Raw genomic sequence first — 18755 nt, 5'->3', positions numbered from 1 at the left:
TAAAAAATGACCATTAACGAAAAGGATAACAAAACATGGTGGCTAAAAAAATCTTGATGCTGGTAGGCGATTTTGTTGAAGATTATGAAGTGATGGTTCCCTTCCAAGCGTTGCAAATGGTAGGACACACTGTTCACGCTGTTTGTCCAGACAAAAAAGCTGGTGAAAAAGTCAGAACCGCAGTTCATGATTTTGAAGGCGACCAAACTTATACTGAAAAACCTGGACACAACTTTACTTTAAACGCTACTTTTGCTGAGGTAAATGTTAATACTTATGATGCACTAGTTATACCTGGAGGACGCGCACCAGAATATATCCGCTTAAATCAACAGGTATTAGAAATTACTCGTCATTTTGCTCAAACGAATAAGCCTATTGCTGCTATTTGTCATGGCTTACAGTTGTTAGCTGCGGCTGATGTGCTGCAAGGCAAAAATTGTACAGCTTATCCAGCTTGTAGTCCAGATGTGCGTGCAGCTGGTGGTAATTATGTCCAAATCCCAGTTGATGAAGCGATAGTAGACGGAAACTTAGTTACAGCACCAGCTTGGCCTGCACATTCCCGTTGGCTGGCTGAGTTTCTCAAAGTACTTGGCACTAAAATTGAACATCCAGAAATTGCCAAAGTTTCAGGATGAAATACAAAATTAGTCAAGCCTGATACCACGCCAGTTTGCTGATGTTGGGAAACCTCTCCACCGCAACTGGCTACCTATATTTTAACTATAGGGAGCCAGTTGCCTGTTTCCTTTTAAAAAATGAGATTGCATAAATGTCTCAATAATGTTGCAAACACTACTAAAAATTTCAGCTATTACTGCACATTTTTTGGCTGTGGGCTTTGCATAACATAAAATCTATGTATTATGAGAAATATTTACCAGCAAACAGGCACATAAGACACTAAAAATAGCCATAATGCTTGTCAATATTAAGTTAGATAATTTTAAATTTTGCATGAGAAAATTTTGAATTTCTGAGCAGAAACTAAAGCTATAGTGGATTTAGCAATTCTGCTGTCGGTATGACTAAGGTTAAGTCATTCTGCCAGAATATTTTATGAATTAGTTTGGGAAGACACTCTAACTCGATGACAGGCAAAAACGCAAGACATAACGCTTTTCTGCGGCTGGTGTCTGGTAATGCAGCAGCTTTTGGTTCAGAATCTCGTTACCCGCTACACGCAAGTAAAGAGATGGTAATTGGACGTGACCCCAGCTGTCAGGTTGTCTTGGATGCCATGATGTATCGAATGGTATCTCGTCGTCATGCTGCGGTTCGCCCTCTCTCTTCATCTCCAGATAATAAATTTACTTGGGTAATTTGCGATTTAAACAGTGCTAATGGTACTTATCTCAATGGTAAACGTTTTTATGGATGTCAAGAATTACAGTCAGGCGATCGCATTGGTTTAGGTAGTGATGGGCCACAATTTATTTTTGAGTATGACTTGATACCTCAAGCCACAATGATGACAAAACAAAGTGCATCATTGCCTTCTGCTGCTAACTTTCAAAACCATACCCAAATCAAACAGCCTGATTCAGTTAGCTTTACACAGCTTTTTCCGATTATTTCTACTGGTAAGGATTTAACTCGTAAAGCTTACCTTGTCCCTGGAATTCTCACAGTAGTTTTTGTAGTGCTGATGTTTGCTACTGTTGGTAGACCCCAGGCTAACCAAGTTATTGTAGCCAGTTACATTGGCTTTGTGGTTTATTACTTCGTTTATCAACTTTGTGGTAAGTCCAAACCTTGGTGGGTTCTCATTGGTACGGCGCTGACTACAGCTTTAATTTTGCTAAGTCCAATCTTAGATTTATTTATCTTTATTTTTCGGGTGGTCTTGCCAGGGAACTTAGCCGCCGCTCAAGATGCTACGATTACAGAACTTTTCATCCGAATGTTCTTTGGTGCAGGGTTGATGGAAGAATTGCTCAAGGCTTTGCCAATATTAGGAGCATATTTCATCGGCAGTAAATTACCTTCACCTTGGAGAGAAAATATTGGTGTGTGGGAACCTCTGGATGGTATTCTTCTCGGCACAGCTTCGGCTTTGGGTTTCACACTTTTGGAAACTCTGGGACAGTATGTGCCAGATATTACTCAAAATGTGAGTCAACAAGTTGGTATTGGTGCGGCTGGTCAATTGGCTGGGTTACAATTGCTAATTCCACGCGTTTTAGGTTCTGTTGCGGGTCACATGGCTTACAGTGGCTATCTCGGATATTTTATTGGGTTAGCTGTTCTCAAACCCAGTAAGAGTTGGCAAATTCTTTCTATTGGCTACTTAAGTGCATCTGTACTTCATGCTTTATGGAATGCGCTGGGTTCGATTAATGCTTTTTTATTAGTTGTGGTTGGAGTTTTAGCTTACGCTGTGTTAATGGCAGCAATTTTAAAGGCCAGGGCATTATCACCAACGCGATCGCAAAATTTTGCTACTCGCTTTCTCGGCCCTAAATAAATATTTGCAAATCTCGAAGCTCAGGGTAGAAGTCGTAAATCTGCTTTCTGCCCAGTTTTTTCTATCTCAAGATAGATTGCTTTGTTGGGAAGATTGTCTTAGTTTGATTTTATTCTGGGAGTATATTAGCTAAAGTCAAGCTCATATCTAAACTTTCACTTCAGCAAAGTTCACACTATCAACAGAGATTTAACCTCGGTTTATAGATAGAAAGTCTGAACAAGTTCTCATTAAGCTTCTGTCTCTAACTTGTCTAGTTGTCTGAGTGCATAGTAAGCGATCGCCACACTCACTTTAGCTTGCTCAATTTCTGATAAAGTTGCCCAATCTCGGTTTTTAATTTTATTCATAACTGATGTCAGGTTTGGCTTGTCGCTACTACGCATCGCATAAGCATAAGGTCGAGCAAAAACTTCTATATCATCGGTTTCCCATGCAGGTAATACTGTTTGAACACATTGCACTAGTTGTTCGCTGATTGATTGCTGCATAGCTGTAACTTCTGTAGCTTTTCGCGCGATCTCATTTAACCAACCTGTGGGTACACCAGCCGCAAAGGTACTATGTAAAGTTTCACAAAGACTGTCAAAAATGCTGACTTTTGTATTACATTTGTAATCAGCACAGTTTGTCACCTGAGCCCATAACCCATCTAGTTTGGCGTAAAAAGACTGGGATCTAGTATGTAGTTCTTCCTCTAGGACATCTTGCATCGCAAACTGCTGTTCTAATTCATCAAAATATGCTTCAGATTGCTCATCGGCAGGATTCCAAGGATAAGCCACATCTTCTGGTTTTAGCAGTAATTCGAGGAATTCTAATTCAGCTTGAGTGGGCGACGATGGGATATTGTTGGAATTGTCGAATTTGTTAATCATTGTGTTGACTCCTGATGAATTATTTAGCAGTACTGACTGCTACAAGTTGGAAATTAGAATTTCCGCAAAAATGAATCTGATTTTTATTTAGTAATTGAATCGGAAAAAATTCATAAAGTCAGCATAAAGCGTGAAGTATACAGTTCACTGTAATTTTTATTCTGAAAGAAGGCTTAATTTTCAATAATAAACTCCCATGTTTCGCTGCCAGAATTACCAAACTTTAACTTGGCTCCAGATTGTAATGGTACTTCTTCCCGCAGAATTTGTTGCCAGCCATTAGCACTCAGACACCAAGTTGTACCGTAAGTTGAGAGATCCTGTAAATAATAAGTTTGTACTGGAGTATTACCAGCATAAGTATTACGACATAAAATTTCGGCATGACGCTTAGAAACTGATGGTTCAGGAATTATAATATCGTTGTCTTGAGTGCGACCAATGCGAGTTACACCGGCACGTAAAAACCAAGTTCTACCTCCTGGGGAGAGCGATCGCAAACAAGCTCTAGAAGTAACACGATTTACATTAATAATTGAAATATCTGGTAACTCTGTAATTCCTTCATCAATGCTTTTAACAAGTTCACCATTGAAATCTGGATGTAAATACAGAACTGGTAAAGTCCAAGCAGGTTGGTTGAACTTATACAGTGTTAACATTTCTTGGCGAGCTTCTGCCACAGCTTCATCAATAGGTTTGCGCGATCGCAAAGCCTCAGCAAAAGCTTTAATGAAACTGTGACTTTCATGGTCAGCAATCACATCCCGCATTCCTAAAACGGCTGGTACACCATGTCGAATGAGGACTTCTGCTAAACTGCTGGCGGGGATTGCTTGGTGATTGACTGCTGCTGGTTGCGCTCCCCAACAAGCATTAAAAACAGCTAATTTCAAACCACTCCGATTTAAGACTTGCGCCAATTCTATGCCATTGAGCGTCTTATCAGGACGCAAAAATAACAATCCTCCATCTGGCCCTGGCAAGCCATGACCAGCGTAAAAAAATATATTGTAAGCTTTAGTTTCTAATTCTTGAATCAAATCTTGCGGTGTGGGTTGAATCAGGGTTTTAACCATACAAGGAGCGAACCCAGAATAATTGCGGTTGATTTGCGGCTGATTCTCCAAGATTTGTTGCAAAATACTTGCTTCTTGTTCTAGTTCCAAGTTTTCATCATGACCTAATACCAACAAGATATTTAAGGCCTGATCTGTACGTAAAAATGGCAGTGGTTCAACTTCACTAGTGGTACGACTAAATAGCAAGTCCTGAGAAAGCGAAATCGCTGATTGTCCGGGTTGACGCTGCATAATTTCCCAAGGTAAAGCAATCAAATCTGGGTCACGAATTTCGATTTGAAAGCGCAAACGTGTATGCTGTCCCATTGCAATTCCACAACTGCGTTCGAGACTGCTGAGAATTGGCCCGTCAAATACCCAGCGCCACAAATACAGACCTAAGTATTGCATTAGACGACCACCGTAACCGGGCATGTGACCAGAATTAGTGGTACCTAAATTCAACGCGAGTGGGTTAGCAGGTTGAGGCGCTGTGTTGGCTGTAACATTTAAACCACTGTGTCCAGCAAACATTTGCTGCCACTCTTGCCAAATTTGATTCAGTTCAGCAGGCCATACACAGTCACGCAGAACATAGCCACTAGGGTAGGGAGCTTTGACCACCCAAATGGCAAAGCTATCTGTGCCAGTATTGATGAGACGGGCGATCGCTAAGTTCAGGGATGGCATGGGTTCTTTAAATTAAAAGGTAGAAACCAAGGACTTGCGATAACAATTTTCCGTGAGGAAAACTCTTCGCCTGGAAATTTTGAATCTAGTTATTAAATGTATTATTCCAGGCTTTTACAAGTTTATCGAGTATTTGTTGCATTTTCACCTTGGTAGATGCAGGAGTTTAACTATCTGATGGCTGAGATAAGGTGTCGCAACTACTGGTTTCGTTGCCTTGGAGTACAGAAATGCCTTGACGTTGCAGTTGGGCTAATTTAACTCGCAGTGGTTTTTCAGGTAGAGGAGATGCTGTATTTCCTGAAGGACAAAGCCGCAATTTAACTACAGATTCCTGAGTATTGGCTGTATCTCCTGGTTCGACTTCAACCACTTGCAGAAAACGACCACCTTCTAACTTCTGATCATCCAAGGTAATTTCTTGGCTATTCGTAATTACCCAACCAGGAGCCAGGTTATTGAGCGATCGCTCATTTGTGGCAGTAGGAGTTGGCTGTATAGTAGGAATAGGATCTTTAGTTAATAATGGTGATGACATAAACAGTCCACGCACCAGCAGCCCTAAAGAACCTGCGGCGATCGCAATAATCATTGGCACAATCAAATGCAGTGGCAGTTGTTGAAGAGAACTAGGCTTATCTTCAGGAATTAAAGTTTTTTGCTCAGATATGTCTTCTAATAAAGTTGGTTGCAGGGGTTTAGGCGGAATTTGCGAGGTTGTAGTGGGACGCTCAACAATAGCCGCTTTCAAAGTCAGTTCTGGCTCAACATATTTAACTTGATAATGAACTAAAGCGATCGTCACATTATCGTGGCCATTTTTGGTGTTGGCAATTTCCAGCAATTTATCAGCAACTGTGACTAAATCTGTTTCTTCTGTCAAAATTGGTAAAATTTCTGTTTCCCAGTATTCTTCCACACGGTCAAAGTCACTTAAGCCATCAGATGTCAACAGAAACACAGCATCTTCATCCAGAATAAACCTCTGTGCTGTTGGATGTAATGCCGCACTAGAACTCATCCCTAATGCCTGAACCAAGGAACCCGAACCACTCTGCTGCACTGCTTCCCGGTAAATGGCATATCCCAAGCGTACTTCCCTAGAAGCAACATCATCATCCAAAGTAACTTGGTAGCAACCATCCCGTGTAATCCAATAAGCACGACTATCACCAACATGGGTAATATACATCTCATGTGCTACTGGTAATGCCATCACCAAGGTTGTACCCATACGTTTTCTCCCCTGGCGATTTTCACTGTCATTGCGCTGGCTAATTTTATCATTAGCAACTGCCACAGCTTGCTCTAAGTCTGCCAGCAGGAGTGAGGGGTCTATATGGTTGTAAGGAACTTTAGTGAGTTGTTGAACTTGTTGCTGAATGGTGTCAATTGCTAAATTAGATGCGACATTACCACCTTCATGTCCACCAATGCCATCACAGACAATAGCCAATGCTGTAGCTTGCGGCGGTTTACTCAACATTGTGCCACTTGGTGGATAACAGGCATCTTCGTTGCGTTGGCGTTTTGGGCCAGTGTCCGTTTTGGTGATAATTTTAATTTTCGGCGATTGTAACTCGCCTAATTCTGCTAATCCCTTGTCTAAAACTGAGATTAGCACTTCCGCAGAATTGATTTCTCCGTTAATCAGATAATTACTAACTTGGTTAACAAATTCTGCAATGACTGGTTTGGTATCTGGTATTAACTGCTGCCAAAATTCTCCTAAGTCAGATAATTTTGGTGTTGCAGTGTCAAAACGCAATTCTAACAAGCGGACTAAAGACCCTTCCACCCTTAACAAGTGAGCTTCCAGTAAGCTAGAAGCAACACCTTCACTCACCAAAGGCTGCCAGAGATGTCCTAATTGCCAGAGCCAATTCAGTTGACGTATGGAGGTTGCATTGCGCCAGGCAGTAGTTAACTGCGGACACAACCTTAATTGAGCGTCTGTCGTTGGTTCTGTGAATAAAGGCGGTTTTTCTAAAAGTAAAATTTCTTTGCGAGAGCGTCCATCTTTGAAAGACAGTACTCCATACACCTGCGGTATATGTAAGCGGTAGGGAATTAATCTCAAATAAGCTCTTATTGTTTGTAAGTTGTCTGTTTCTAATCCTTGAGGGAGTAATCCAGGCTTAGTATCTAAAACAACAGATTTATTCAGGACTAAATAGCGATCGGCTAATATTTCTCCAGGACTACCCACATTTAGAACATCACCCACAACCCAGAGATATCGTTTGGGTAAGGGTGTGGAACATCGTTGACAAAACTTATGAGTCAGGGGATTGGCAGCCTGACAAAGTTCATTTGGGCAGTAGAGGGTTGCCGCATCATTTTCCATAGTGTTCGCACTGATTAGCGATTGGCAATTTCTTCAAAACCATAGGCAGTGAGCAGTACTAGGCTGCTCTTGTTTCTGCAAACAGACAGATATATCCCACTGGGGATCATGATTCTAGCTGGGAAACACCAGTCAATGCTAATACTTAATTGAGAGAATTTATGCAAATATCACACTCCTTGGCCAATTCTACAGCCTCATCATAACTTTTATTGTTCTGTGACTTTCCGTTGCCAGTGCAACTAACTTTCAACCTGTCAACAAAGCTTAACCTTTACTTATCTGTAATTGGATGCTTTGAGTTAATTAGAGCATTAGAAAGCCCTACATAATACAACCGTTTCTTTAATTTATAAGTCAATATGGTTTATTTAAAGTTAAAAATCTCCAAATTTGCCTAGCAACCTAGGTAATAAACCTCAATTTAAACTAAGCTGATGTGCTTTACTGAACTATATGGGCTGATCAGTTACAAACTGTAAATTAATTTTATTTAAGAATTAAAAAGTTAGTTGTTAAACTAGCTAAATTGCAGTTATTACTCTGCTAAGGCCAGGATCTGAAAAATTTTTGTTTTACCCTCTCAGTGAAGAGTCAGAAATCTTCCAGTACTCCAGTTCAATAATTGTGGATAGAGTTGTTATGTAAGAAAGCATCACTCAGAATGCAGAAGTCATAATAGTGACAAGAACCAGAAAAAATTGTGAAATCACCTCTAAATTCTGACTTCTGGGTTTTGGTATCTTAATTCTGATGATTTTGTCTTCTATCAAACGATGTAATTTTGCTAACTGTTAAAAAAGTAAAAATTTTTATTTTCTAAGAGATGGTTTCCAAACATAGCTTGATGAATATATATCGATTATTAAGTGAAATATAGCAGCGGCAAATTGACATCTCTAAAGAGATAGGAGTGACGTGTATTCTCACTCCTATCTCTTGACTATTGAATAATCAGACTTATGCACCCACCAACCAAAGCTGAGTCTGACAACTTTTATTCTGGCGGCTAAGGATGCAAAGTCTTCATCACTATTAATTTGTACCTCTGTGCTTGCTGTACAGGTTGCTACTACTTATCGTCTACAGCCACTTGGGGAACTCCCATACTGTAATTTGTAACGCGAGCAGATAGATTGTAGCTGATTTCGCCTTTTTGGAGGAGCGATCGCAGATAATGCTCCAAATCTGAACCAATGCGGCGTAAGTTATAGTCTGTCAGGTCTGCACCACTAGAAGATTCTACCAATTCGTCAAATTTACGATAAATTTTTTGTAGAGCATCTTCATTCCAATTAAATTCGTTGTCTGGGTCAACATCCAACGTTAAAACTTGATTACTGGGAACTAGTTCGCCATCCCGGTCAATTTCTGCCGCAAAAATGCGGATATGCCGGGTTGTGGACTTGAGCAGCATTGGGTTGTCCATAGAATGGTGTAAAGGTTTCAGTTGATTACACTGAAATCATTGTAGACGGTTGCCCAGCCCTAAAATCTGGTCTATCCATAAGCTTTCATTAATTCATCAGTAGTTAATTGTTATTCTCCCCATACATCTGCCTCTTGCTTACTCATTTTTGGGTGAGATTTTTGAGTGTGTCTATTGCTAGTAGTGCCGAACTTATTTTTTGTGTAGATCACTCATTTATACCTACATACCATTACTTAAACTGCTAATCTTTGATTTTTATACGTCAGTTCTTACTTGATTTTTGACTACCGGAGTTTCACCGCCGCGGTTTCCGTTTGCACAATACACAAAGTTGCAGGTTTTTGATGCAGATAAATTATGACTTTTATACTTAAAATAAGTTGCCTAACGCTGTATATTTCTCTACTTAGAATCAACATTTGACTCTTAATAAATTTATTCATCAAAATCTCCTGAAATTATTGGTGAAAAAAACTAACATCAAGTGTTTTCACGTAATTATGGTGAAGCTTCCTCTAGGGTTAATTAAATTGAAAAAATACAGCGATTTTACTTACGTATAATTACTAAAAACTCAGTAAAAACTCGAACTGTTATTGACGTTAAGATGAAGTTGATGTAAAAACCTTTAAAAAGGTAGAACAACTTCTTACAGAAACTTTATTGTATAGAATCTTAAAAACTGAATAATAGTGATGGTTTACCTAAACCAGTTCTGGTAGAAGAAGATTACAACTTCAGATGTGCAAGACTAGCTAGAAAAAATATAGGAGATCAAAATGAAACCCAGAACGAGATAAGTTGAAAAATCTTAAATTACAGCGGTATAGATTCAAAAAAAAAGATAAAGGATGTTTGCTGAGGATAATAGTTCCTCAATTTCATGGCTACCAAGTAAAAAAATCCGCAAAACTTATGAACTCAAAAGCATTACCACGCCAAATAAATAATATTGAAGTCGGTGTTTATGAATGCGAGATTCATCTCAAATTCCGATTGATTGAGGAAAAGAGCCTCCTGGGCGATCGCGAGCAACTGTTGCAAGTACTACTAGACGCTTTAACTGAAGGTTCTGATGACTTTTTAGAGACACTGCAAGCCTCTGTGAAAGCTCAGGAAGTCTCAGAATTTAAGGCCTCGCCCCAAATGCGTCGTCAACTGATGCGCTTACGGAATGCTGCTGATAACACTCAATAGTCAGTTATTAAGCTCTCCAGCAATTGAATAGCGATAGTTAATGAATAAAGCATAATTAAGGTAATTTTTGCAGTTCGCTCATTCCCTGTGCTATGCCATAGCATCATGAAGTTGGTTTGTAACCTCACTACCAAGCTGCAAGCTTAATTTATGTTGCCTTACAAAAACTTCATCAAGCATCTAAAAGTAGCTCCAATCTTGACATCAAGGAAAAAGATAGGCTGCTAACCAATAATTTGATGCTTACAGTTTAGGAAGATTTATCTACCTGCAAAATTTTTCTCACCAGGGTGTCGCTTTGGCAAGAGATAGCATTCAGGATGAATCTATAGCTGTTGACTATCTCAGTAGTCCAAAATATCTGGCAGATATTGATTGATGTCTGATGTACTTGAATAATTTGGGTAGAACGCGAGACTCAAAAAGTTACACCAACTGGGAAAATGATTACGAAAGCTAGATTACGGAACTGCTTACCAATCCACCCTTCCAAAATCTAAAATCTCAAGTTCAAAATGATATTACCTTTCCAGTTTGGCAAAATACTTGTTTATGACAGTATTAGCAATGTATTTTTATAGACTTTTCAACCAGGAGTTTGCTGATCATCAAAGCTCCTGGTTGTGTCATGTTTAAGCGTGAAGTGATTGTGTTGTGTAGTTTCCCAATATTAAGTTTTCTGAATACAAATTTTGGTTCAGCAATGAGTCTTAATTAAGATGGCTGGAAAAGGTATTAGTTCTTAATTGAGACTGAAAAATCCCAAAATTACTCCAAATTTTTACTTAGCTAAACCGTGTTCTAGTGCAAAACGAACTAATTCTGTACGGCTATTGGTGCCAGTTTTGCTGAACAAGCGGCTCACGTATTTTTCTACATTCCGAACACTGGTCTCTAAGCGACGAGCAATTTCTTTATTCATCAGCCCTTCAGCTACCAAGTTTAAAACACTTTGCTCTCTAGGGGTCAAGTCAATTTTGAAGGGAGCAGGAGATTGAGCGATCGCACTTCTTTGTGTTAACAGAGCTTTAATTTGCGCGATTTGATTGGCTAATTCGGCAATGTCCGGAGTTTCACTGTCTTCACCTGTAAACGTAGGCTTAACAAGACGACGAGCAAGTAAGTTTTCTACTATTGCTACTAACTCATCTGGATCAAAAGGCTTTGGTAGATATGCGTCAACACCTGCTTGATAGCCTTGAATGCGATCGCCTGTCATACCCTTAGCAGTTAAGAAGACAACGGGTAGTGATTGAAAGCGTGGATCTTCTCTCAATTGCTTCAAAAACTGATAGCCATCCACTTGGGGCATCATAATATCAGAAATCACTAAATCAGGTGTGTTCTGTTCCATCAACTCCCAGCCTTCACGGGCATTACTGGCAACTTGAACACTAAAGCCGCTTTCTTGTAAGTAATCCTTCACAGCTTCTCTCAATCCTGGTTCATCATCTACCAGTAACAGTTGTGCTGACATTTAACACTTCCTTAAGTCTACCTTTTTCCAATTTAGCGAAAGTTGGCAGCCAATAGTTATAAGAGTTTGAGAGAGTTATTGCGTAATTTCTATAAATCTTAGTCCTATACATAAACCACTCCCTGTACCTCTATAATCCTTCATCTTCTCCTCAACCCTTGATTTTTCGTTTTTATGCTTAAAATTACCAACGTCAATCTAACTCCAGCAGTTATAAATTTTATTTATACATTTATTTAGTAAATCTTTCCTCAGAATACTTTACAAACCGCAACAATCTTGATTAAGATATGTAACAACAGGTGAAAACACCTGAAACATACATAACAAAGCAATCATAAAGACATGACAGCAACCTTACAACAGCGCCGTAGCGCCAACGTATGGGAGCAGTTCTGCAACTGGATCACCAGCACCAACAACCGCCTGTATATTGGCTGGTTCGGCGTATTAATGATCCCAACCTTGCTAGCTGCAACCACCTGCTTCGTAATCGCCTTCATCGCCGCACCCCCCGTAGACATCGATGGTATCCGTGAACCAGTAGCAGGTTCCTTACTCTACGGAAACAACATCATCTCCGGTGCAGTTGTTCCTTCTTCTAACGCAATTGGATTACACTTCTACCCAATTTGGGAAGCAGCATCTCTTGATGAGTGGTTGTACAACGGTGGCCCATACCAACTAGTAATATTCCACTTCCTGATTGGCGTATTCTGCTACTTAGGACGTGAGTGGGAATTGTCTTACCGCTTGGGAATGCGTCCTTGGATCTGCCTAGCATTCTCCGCTCCCGTAGCGGCTGCTACCGCAGTATTCTTGATTTACCCCATCGGACAAGGTTCCTTCTCTGACGGTATGCCCTTGGGAATCAGTGGTACCTTCAACTTCATGATCGTGTTCCAAGCAGAACACAACATCCTGATGCACCCCTTCCACATGCTTGGTGTGGCTGGTGTATTCGGCGGTTCTCTGTTCTCCGCAATGCACGGTTCCTTGGTAACTTCCTCCTTAGTTCGTGAAACAACCGAAAACGAATCCCAAAACTACGGTTACAAATTCGGTCAAGAAGAAGAAACCTACAACATCGTTGCAGCACACGGTTACTTCGGTCGCTTAATCTTCCAATACGCGTCCTTCAACAACAGCCGTTCCTTGCACTTCTTCCTAGCTGCATGGCCTGTAATCGGAATCTGGTTCACAGCGTTGGGCGTAAGCACAATGGCGTTCAACCTGAACGGTTTCAACTTCAACCAATCAGTGATTGACTCTCAAGGTCGCGTCATCAACACCTGGGCTGACATCATCAACCGCGCTAACTTGGGTATGGAAGTCATGCACGAGCGTAACGCTCACAACTTCCCCTTAGACTTGGCTGCTGGTGAGCAAGCTCCTGTTGCAATCTCTGCTCCTGCTATCAATGGCTAATTTGCTCAGATAGAAGTCATCACTAAATAATCAAAGGCGCTCTCTTCACGGGGAGCGCCTTTTTGGTTTGGGGTAAAAACGCAGAGTGACGCGGAGTTTTTATCAGTCAATGGGAACAGGAACTTTAGGGAATTTGATACACTAGCTAAAATTTGAAATTATTCTAGCTGGTAGCTTTGGGCTGATGAATAAATATGAGTGAAGCTTTATTTTGTATAGAAAATTTACGAGTTGCCTATCCTCAGCGTAGCGGGGAAGAACTCAGATGGGCAGTTGATGATGTATCTTTTACACTGCAACCAGGGGAAAGAATGGGTCTGGTAGGGGAGTCTGGTTGCGGTAAATCTACGTTAGGACGGGCAGCAATGCGGCTGCTACCGCCATCTAGCAGAGTTGATGGACGAGTAACCTTTCAAGGGCAGTCAGTATTTGATTTAACATTACCTCAGTTGCGGAAATTTCGCGGTGAAGCGGTAGCACTGATTTTCCAAGACCCAATGACACGCCTTGATCCATTGATGACGATTGGTAAACATTGTCTGGAAACTTTGCAAGCACATTCACCAGAACTATCAGCCAAGGAAGCGAAAGAAAAAGCACTGGCGACGTTGGAAAAGGTGAAAATTCCGGCGAGTCGCTGGAATCAGTATCCACATGAGTTTAGCGGTGGAATGCGACAACGAGTAGCGATCGCTCTTGCTCTCCTCCTAAATCCTAAGTTAATTGTGGCTGATGAACCTACCACTAGTTTAGATGTCACTGTCTCCGCGCAGATTTTACAAGAATTAACCCGTCTCTGTGCGGAAGAAAATATGGCACTGTTACTGATTTCTCACGATTTGGCAATGGTGGCAGAATATTGCGGCCGCATCGGCGTAATGTACAACGGCAAAATGGTAGAAATGGGGGCGACTACATCGGTATTTGGTAATCCTCAACATGAATATACGCGATCGCTTTTGCAAGCAGCTTTGCATATTCAAGCTGTGGATGAAAGTGGAGAAGATAATTCACAACCAACACTTGATAGTCAATCACCACTTTTACGAGTTACAGAACTCCAGCAACACTACACAATAGAACCTAACTTGATAGAACGACTGTTTAAAGCGGAAAGTCAAACAATCAAAGCTGTAGATGGAATTAACCTGGAACTATTTCCGGGAGAAATTTTAGGTTTAGTAGGGGAATCGGGCTGTGGTAAAAGCACATTGTCGCGGACTATCTTACAGTTAATTCGGCCGACATCTGGCAAGGTAGAATTTTTGGGACAAGATTTAACCAAGCTATCACGTCAAGAAATTCGCTCTTCCCGCCGACAGATGCAAATGGTGTTTCAAGATCCCCATGCTTGTTTAAATCCGGCGATGACTGTGGGGCAGAGTATAGGTGATCCTTTGTTAATTCATAATCTTGCCGATGCAGCAAAAGCCAAAGAAGAAGTCTTGTGGATGTTGCAAAAAGTCGGTTTAACACCGCCAGAAGTTTATTATCAACGTTTTCCGTCAGATTTATCGGGCGGACAACAACAACGGGTGGCGATCGCACGGGCTTTAATTACTCGTCCTAAACTGTTAATTTGCGATGAACCAGTGAGTATGTTAGATGCCAGTGTGCAATCACAAGTTTTAGATTTGATGTTGCAGTTAAAAGCAGAATTTGAATTAACTTATCTCTTTATTACTCATGATTTGTGGTTAGCGAGATTTTTGTGCGATCGCATTGCGGTGATGAATGGCGGTAAAATCGTCGAACTCGGCCCGACAAAACAAATTTTTGCCAATCCACAGCATCCTTATACTCAAACTTTATTAGCCGCAGCTCCCTTATTAGCTCGGACTTAATTCTATTTTTCTTGTCCAACAATTTCAGCCAATCGCTTTATGACTTGTAGCACTCGATATAGGTCATGATCTTGTCCTAAGATAAATTGGCGCGATCGCCCGTATCTTGGCACATCTTGACAAACAAGTTTCACAAATATGAAATCTGTGCCATTGGTAACAAGTCCATAACGAGGGCGTGTACCATTGGGAGCCGCCAGCATATAGGACAATACTTGGGGAATACCGACCTTTGGTGAAAATTCTGCCCGCTTTGACTCAATCACTAACACCCAAAGTTGTTCTTTGAGAACTAGGACATCGATTCGCCCCCGGACTAAAATGTCCTCATCAGTAGCAACAACTTCTACTGAGTCTTCTGTGCTGACGTAAAATGGAGGCAAAAACAGTCCGGCTAAATCCAACAAGGGAGCTACCACAGCCAGCTTAACTGTATTTTCTAGGACTGAACGCCGCTCTAAATTAGCAACTATGGCTTCTACTCTTGCAAGTCGCTGTTTTTCTATATCTGTTAGCTCAGGTAAACTTTCTTGCCATTCAGAGAAAAATGACTCGTCTTCAGTTTGTTGCAATTTGAACCGCTGCTCCAAATCATAGAGCGTTATCTTCTCCGCAGCGATTGTTTTTACCATTTATATGTCTCTCGATTATTGCCGATATCCTAATTCTATTTAAGTCAAAACTAAGTTATCTCGATGCACCACGGTATCTGCGCCCACATATCCCAAAATTTCGGGAATTTCTCTAGAGTGTCGCCCGCAGATTTTTTGTAGTTCATCGCTGCTGTAGTTTACTAATCCTCTGGCTATTTCGTTACCGTTGGTGTCGCATAATTGCACAGCGTCTTGGGTGTCAAATTCTCCTTCTAGTGTTTTGATACCTGCGGCTAATAATGATTTTCCAGCTTGGGAGATAGCAGCGATCGCACCTTGATCTAAGTACAATTTTCCTGTCGGCACAAGTCCGTAAGCTATCCAGCGTTTTCTGGCCGATGTGGGTTCTGGTTGCGGTTCAAAGTGCGTTCCTAAAGGTTCCCCTTGTAAAATTTTTTCGAGGTTGCGGGGAAATCGCCCTTGAGTAATTACCGTTCGCACTCCGGCAGCGATCGCAATTCGTGCGGCGGAGATTTTTGTTACCATCCCACCAGTACCCCATTGTGAGCCTTGACCACCTGTTTGGATTTGCAATTGCGCCAATTCTTTAATATTACTCACCAAGGCAATGGGTTTGGCATCGGGTACAGAACGGGGATCGGCTGAATATAATCTATCTACGTCGGTGAGTAAAAATAGCCAATCTGCTTCGACTAAACTCGCTACTAATGCCGAAAGGGTGTCATTATCACCAAATTTCAGTTCCTCAACAGCTACTGTATCGTTTTCATTAACTACGGGAATTACACCCAGCCCTAACAATTCTTTAAAGGTGTTGTAAACGTTGAGGTAACGACTACGCTGCACTAAGTCGCTGCGCGTTAGCAAAACCTGAGCGATGGGTTGTTGCAAGGTAGTAAATAAATCGTCATATATCCGCATTAACCTGCCTTGACCAACTGCGGCTACTGCTTGTTTGAGGGCGATCGCTTTTGGACGTTCGGTTAAGCCTAATCTGGCACAGCCCACACCCACCGCACCAGAGGAAACTAAAATAACACGATTGCCCTGCTGTCTTAAATGACAAAGTGTTTCGGTTAAAGTTGCGATCGTAGAAAGTGCTAATTGCCCGGTTTCAGGTTGAGTCAGGCTAGAAGTGCCTATTTTGACGACAATCGTTTTGGTCATTGGTCATTGGTCATTGGTCAATGTTCATTAGTCATTGTCATTAAGGACAAATGACTAAGCACAAAAAAGTAAAGCGCCAATCCTTCTATAAGTGAAGGCTGACGCTTTACTAGTTTATAGTTATTTGCTATTTACTAGGGTCTTTTATTAGCTGACCCCATGTTATTAATACTTATAATCTCCCATTTTCTCTGTTTCTATTTCATCCTTAATTATTTCTTTAGCTTTACTTTCCTGACGATTTGTTACTTTTTGTTAACAATGCTGCGTTTAGGTGTGATAGAGGCTCCCAGGATTTCAGAAATCCAGACTTCAAAATTTCGGACGGGATGAGAACGCAGTGCAGCATCAGGATGAATAATCGGTTCTACGAGAATTGTAAACATTCCCAGGCGATTACCAGCTAAAACATCGGTAAACAAGCGATCGCCCACCATTCCTACTTGATGTGCTGGTAAATCCATTGCTTGTAGAGCGGCTCTAATTTTGCGGCGAGAGGGCTTGGCTGCACCCAAGTAATAAGGTAAATTCAAAGCACGGGCAATACTGCCAATGCGAGCTTCGCTTAAGTTATTGCTCACCAACCACAAGTCAACATTGACACGGATTTCTTCTACCCATTGCCTCAACTCTGGCGAAGGAGTCCCCACTGTGAAAGGAACTAGTGTTTCATCCACATCTAAGACAAGTCCCTTCAGCCCATATTGTTGAATAACTTCTTGAGTCAATTGCAAAATTGAACCGTGTAAAATCAAGTCAGGCTGTAAGAGATTGTTCCAAGTCATAGATAATTTTCAAGATCACAATAAGAAATGCTCTCAAGCAAGAGCATTGTTGAGAATGGGTGCAGGGGGTATAAGGATGTTGAATACATACACCCTTACACCCTTATACCCCTGCACCCGACTCTAAAACCTTGTCTAAAAATGAGACATTTTTATTTTCAATTTTGAGCAGATTTTATTCCACTTCGTTAAAAAGTTGTTCTTCTAGGAGTGGTTGCACTTGGCGAAATTCTTCGGGAGAAAGTAATTCCGGTTCACCATCTTTAGTGATTCTGGCAAAAAACAGCAGTGGATCAAGGGGAGTATAAATAGCGTACTCCTGTTCTTCATGATAGAAGCTGGCGAGTAGCTGTAGTTGTTCTGGCTCTAAATCGGTTTCGTCGTCTTCGATTTCTAATGTAAAAAGTTCCGACTCATCTACAGCTGGTAGTTCACCCGCAACTGTCAAAGCGTAAGCTGTGTTTTTCAGAATTAGGTTCTGCTCGGATAAAACTGCTTGGGCGGTACCAAAAATTTCGTCAAGGATAGCATCATCTTCTACTAAAACGGCTTCTTCTTCTTCGTCGTCACCTTCCCAAGCGAAAATTTCTATGGGTGAGTCCACAGGAAGCAGTAAGACGTATTCTTGTCCATCTACAGAGAGCGAATGTTCTATATAACATTCGAGGGTTCGCCCTGTTTCATCAGTCAAGGTGATGGAACCTGTGTGATCGCGATCGTTATCTTCAGAAAATGGAGAAGGAAACATAGCCGATTAGTTAAACTTTATCTTTACCCGCAACTGTGAATATTGCTTTCCTGTTAAATGACAAATAATGCCAAGCTAATAGTTTCACATTTAGACACAACTGCTCAGTAATTGCTTTCAGAATATCACGTCAAAAGCTATCCATACTCGACAGCATTTTAACTGGGGCAGAGCGTCGAGAATCTAACCATTGTTGTAAAATCAATGCTGCTGCTTTGCGGTCAATTAAACCTTTATGACGCGATGGTGAGAGATTCTCGGCGATGAGCATTTGCTCTGCTTGAAAAGAGGTGAGGCGCTCATCAACATATTCTATGGGCAGTTTGAGAGCCTTACTCAGTTTAGTGGCAAATTTCTGCACCTGATGAGCCTGAAATCCCAAAGAACCATCCATTGAATAAGGTAAACCAACAACTAAAATTTCTACCTGACGTTCAGTCACGAGATTTTGGAACTGCTCAACGTCGCGCTCAAAAGATGAGCGTTCAATTGTTGTAATTCCTGTAGCAATTAAACCGGTGCGATCGCACCCTGCTACACCAATTCGCTTTCGTCCGATATCTAATCCTAGTGCTGAAATATACTGTTTTTTATCCATTATTAACCGTGCCGAGTCG

Annotated in this window: 15 protein-coding genes; 5 read left to right on the top strand and 10 right to left on the bottom strand. The window is 41.1% G+C overall.

Features of this window, described 5'->3' with window-relative positions; all coding sequences use genetic code 11:
- Positions 1–35 precede the first annotated feature (35 nt).
- Together ACX27_RS06580 and ACX27_RS06575 are read left to right on the top strand one after the other, a co-directional pair.
- Positions 36–641 (top strand): DJ-1/PfpI family protein, encoded by a 606-nt coding sequence (locus ACX27_RS06580; protein ID WP_062289953.1) that lies wholly within the window; start codon positions 36–38, stop codon positions 639–641.
- Between the two features lie 452 nt (positions 642–1093).
- Positions 1094–2470, top strand: coding sequence for a PrsW family glutamic-type intramembrane protease (locus ACX27_RS06575; RefSeq protein WP_062289950.1), 1377 nt, complete (start codon positions 1094–1096; stop codon positions 2468–2470).
- Between the two features lie 230 nt (positions 2471–2700).
- On the opposite strand, the gene ACX27_RS06570 is transcribed toward ACX27_RS06575, so the two are convergent.
- From ACX27_RS06570 to ndhM, 4 genes are all read right to left on the bottom strand, one after another.
- Positions 2701–3348: a hypothetical protein gene (locus ACX27_RS06570; RefSeq protein ID WP_062289947.1), complete on the bottom strand. Its 648-nt coding sequence runs from the start codon at positions 3346–3348 to the stop codon at positions 2701–2703.
- Positions 3349–3521: 173 nt separating this feature from the next.
- A complete protein-coding gene (locus ACX27_RS06565) occupies positions 3522–5099 on the bottom strand; it encodes a CHAT domain-containing protein (protein WP_062289944.1) in 1578 nt (525 codons plus the stop codon).
- Positions 5100–5265: 166 nt separating this feature from the next.
- On the bottom strand, positions 5266–7446 hold the full coding sequence (locus ACX27_RS06560; RefSeq protein ID WP_062289941.1) for a PP2C family protein-serine/threonine phosphatase: 2181 nt from the start codon (positions 7444–7446) through the stop codon (positions 5266–5268).
- A 1072-nt stretch (positions 7447–8518) separates the two neighbouring features.
- On the bottom strand, positions 8519–8875 hold the full coding sequence (gene ndhM, locus ACX27_RS06555) for an NAD(P)H-quinone oxidoreductase subunit M (protein ID WP_062289938.1): 357 nt from the start codon (positions 8873–8875) through the stop codon (positions 8519–8521).
- Positions 8876–9793: 918 nt separating this feature from the next.
- Between ndhM and ACX27_RS06550 the strand changes: the two genes are divergently transcribed.
- Positions 9794–10075 carry an Npun_R1517 family heterocyst differentiation transcriptional regulator gene (locus ACX27_RS06550; RefSeq protein ID WP_062289935.1) on the top strand — a complete coding sequence of 94 codons (282 nt, stop codon included), beginning with the start codon at positions 9794–9796 and terminating at the stop codon, positions 10073–10075.
- Positions 10076–10856: 781 nt separating this feature from the next.
- Here ACX27_RS06550 and ACX27_RS06545 read toward each other — a convergent pair.
- On the bottom strand, positions 10857–11552 hold the full coding sequence (locus ACX27_RS06545; protein ID WP_062289932.1) for a response regulator transcription factor: 696 nt from the start codon (positions 11550–11552) through the stop codon (positions 10857–10859).
- A 345-nt stretch (positions 11553–11897) separates the two neighbouring features.
- Here ACX27_RS06545 and psbA point away from each other — a divergent pair, with 345 nt between their 5' ends.
- On the top strand, positions 11898–12980 hold the full coding sequence (gene psbA, locus ACX27_RS06540) for a photosystem II q(b) protein (RefSeq protein ID WP_062289928.1): 1083 nt from the start codon (positions 11898–11900) through the stop codon (positions 12978–12980).
- A gap of 194 nt (positions 12981–13174) precedes the next feature.
- Positions 13175–14824 (top strand): dipeptide ABC transporter ATP-binding protein, encoded by a 1650-nt coding sequence (locus ACX27_RS06535; protein WP_062289924.1) that lies wholly within the window; start codon positions 13175–13177, stop codon positions 14822–14824.
- Positions 14825–14826: 2 nt separating this feature from the next.
- On the opposite strand, the gene ACX27_RS06530 is transcribed toward ACX27_RS06535, so the two are convergent.
- The 5 genes from ACX27_RS06530 to ruvX all read right to left on the bottom strand — a co-directional run bounded on the left by ACX27_RS06530 (position 14827) and on the right by ruvX (position 18736).
- On the bottom strand, positions 14827–15456 hold the full coding sequence (locus ACX27_RS06530; protein ID WP_062289922.1) for a restriction endonuclease subunit R: 630 nt from the start codon (positions 15454–15456) through the stop codon (positions 14827–14829).
- A 39-nt stretch (positions 15457–15495) separates the two neighbouring features.
- Complete coding sequence (proB, locus tag ACX27_RS06525) at positions 15496–16605, bottom strand: glutamate 5-kinase (RefSeq protein WP_062289919.1); 1110 nt, start codon at positions 16603–16605, stop codon at positions 15496–15498.
- A 245-nt stretch (positions 16606–16850) separates the two neighbouring features.
- Entirely contained in the window at positions 16851–17390 is a 540-nt protein-coding gene (locus ACX27_RS06520; protein WP_062289915.1) for a YqeG family HAD IIIA-type phosphatase, read from the bottom strand.
- A 175-nt stretch (positions 17391–17565) separates the two neighbouring features.
- The gene (locus tag ACX27_RS06515) at positions 17566–18138 is read right to left on the bottom strand and encodes a DUF3727 domain-containing protein (RefSeq protein WP_062289912.1); all 573 of its coding nucleotides are present in this window, start codon (positions 18136–18138) and stop codon (positions 17566–17568) included.
- A 130-nt stretch (positions 18139–18268) separates the two neighbouring features.
- On the bottom strand, positions 18269–18736 hold the full coding sequence (ruvX, locus tag ACX27_RS06510; RefSeq protein WP_062289909.1) for a Holliday junction resolvase RuvX: 468 nt from the start codon (positions 18734–18736) through the stop codon (positions 18269–18271).
- Between the last annotated feature and the right edge of the window lie 19 nt (positions 18737–18755).

The sequence above is a fragment of the Nostoc piscinale CENA21 genome, from assembly GCF_001298445.1.
Classification (GTDB): domain Bacteria; phylum Cyanobacteriota; class Cyanobacteriia; order Cyanobacteriales; family Nostocaceae; genus Nostoc_B; species Nostoc_B piscinale_A.
This window is presented reverse-complemented; position numbering and strand designations above follow the sequence as displayed.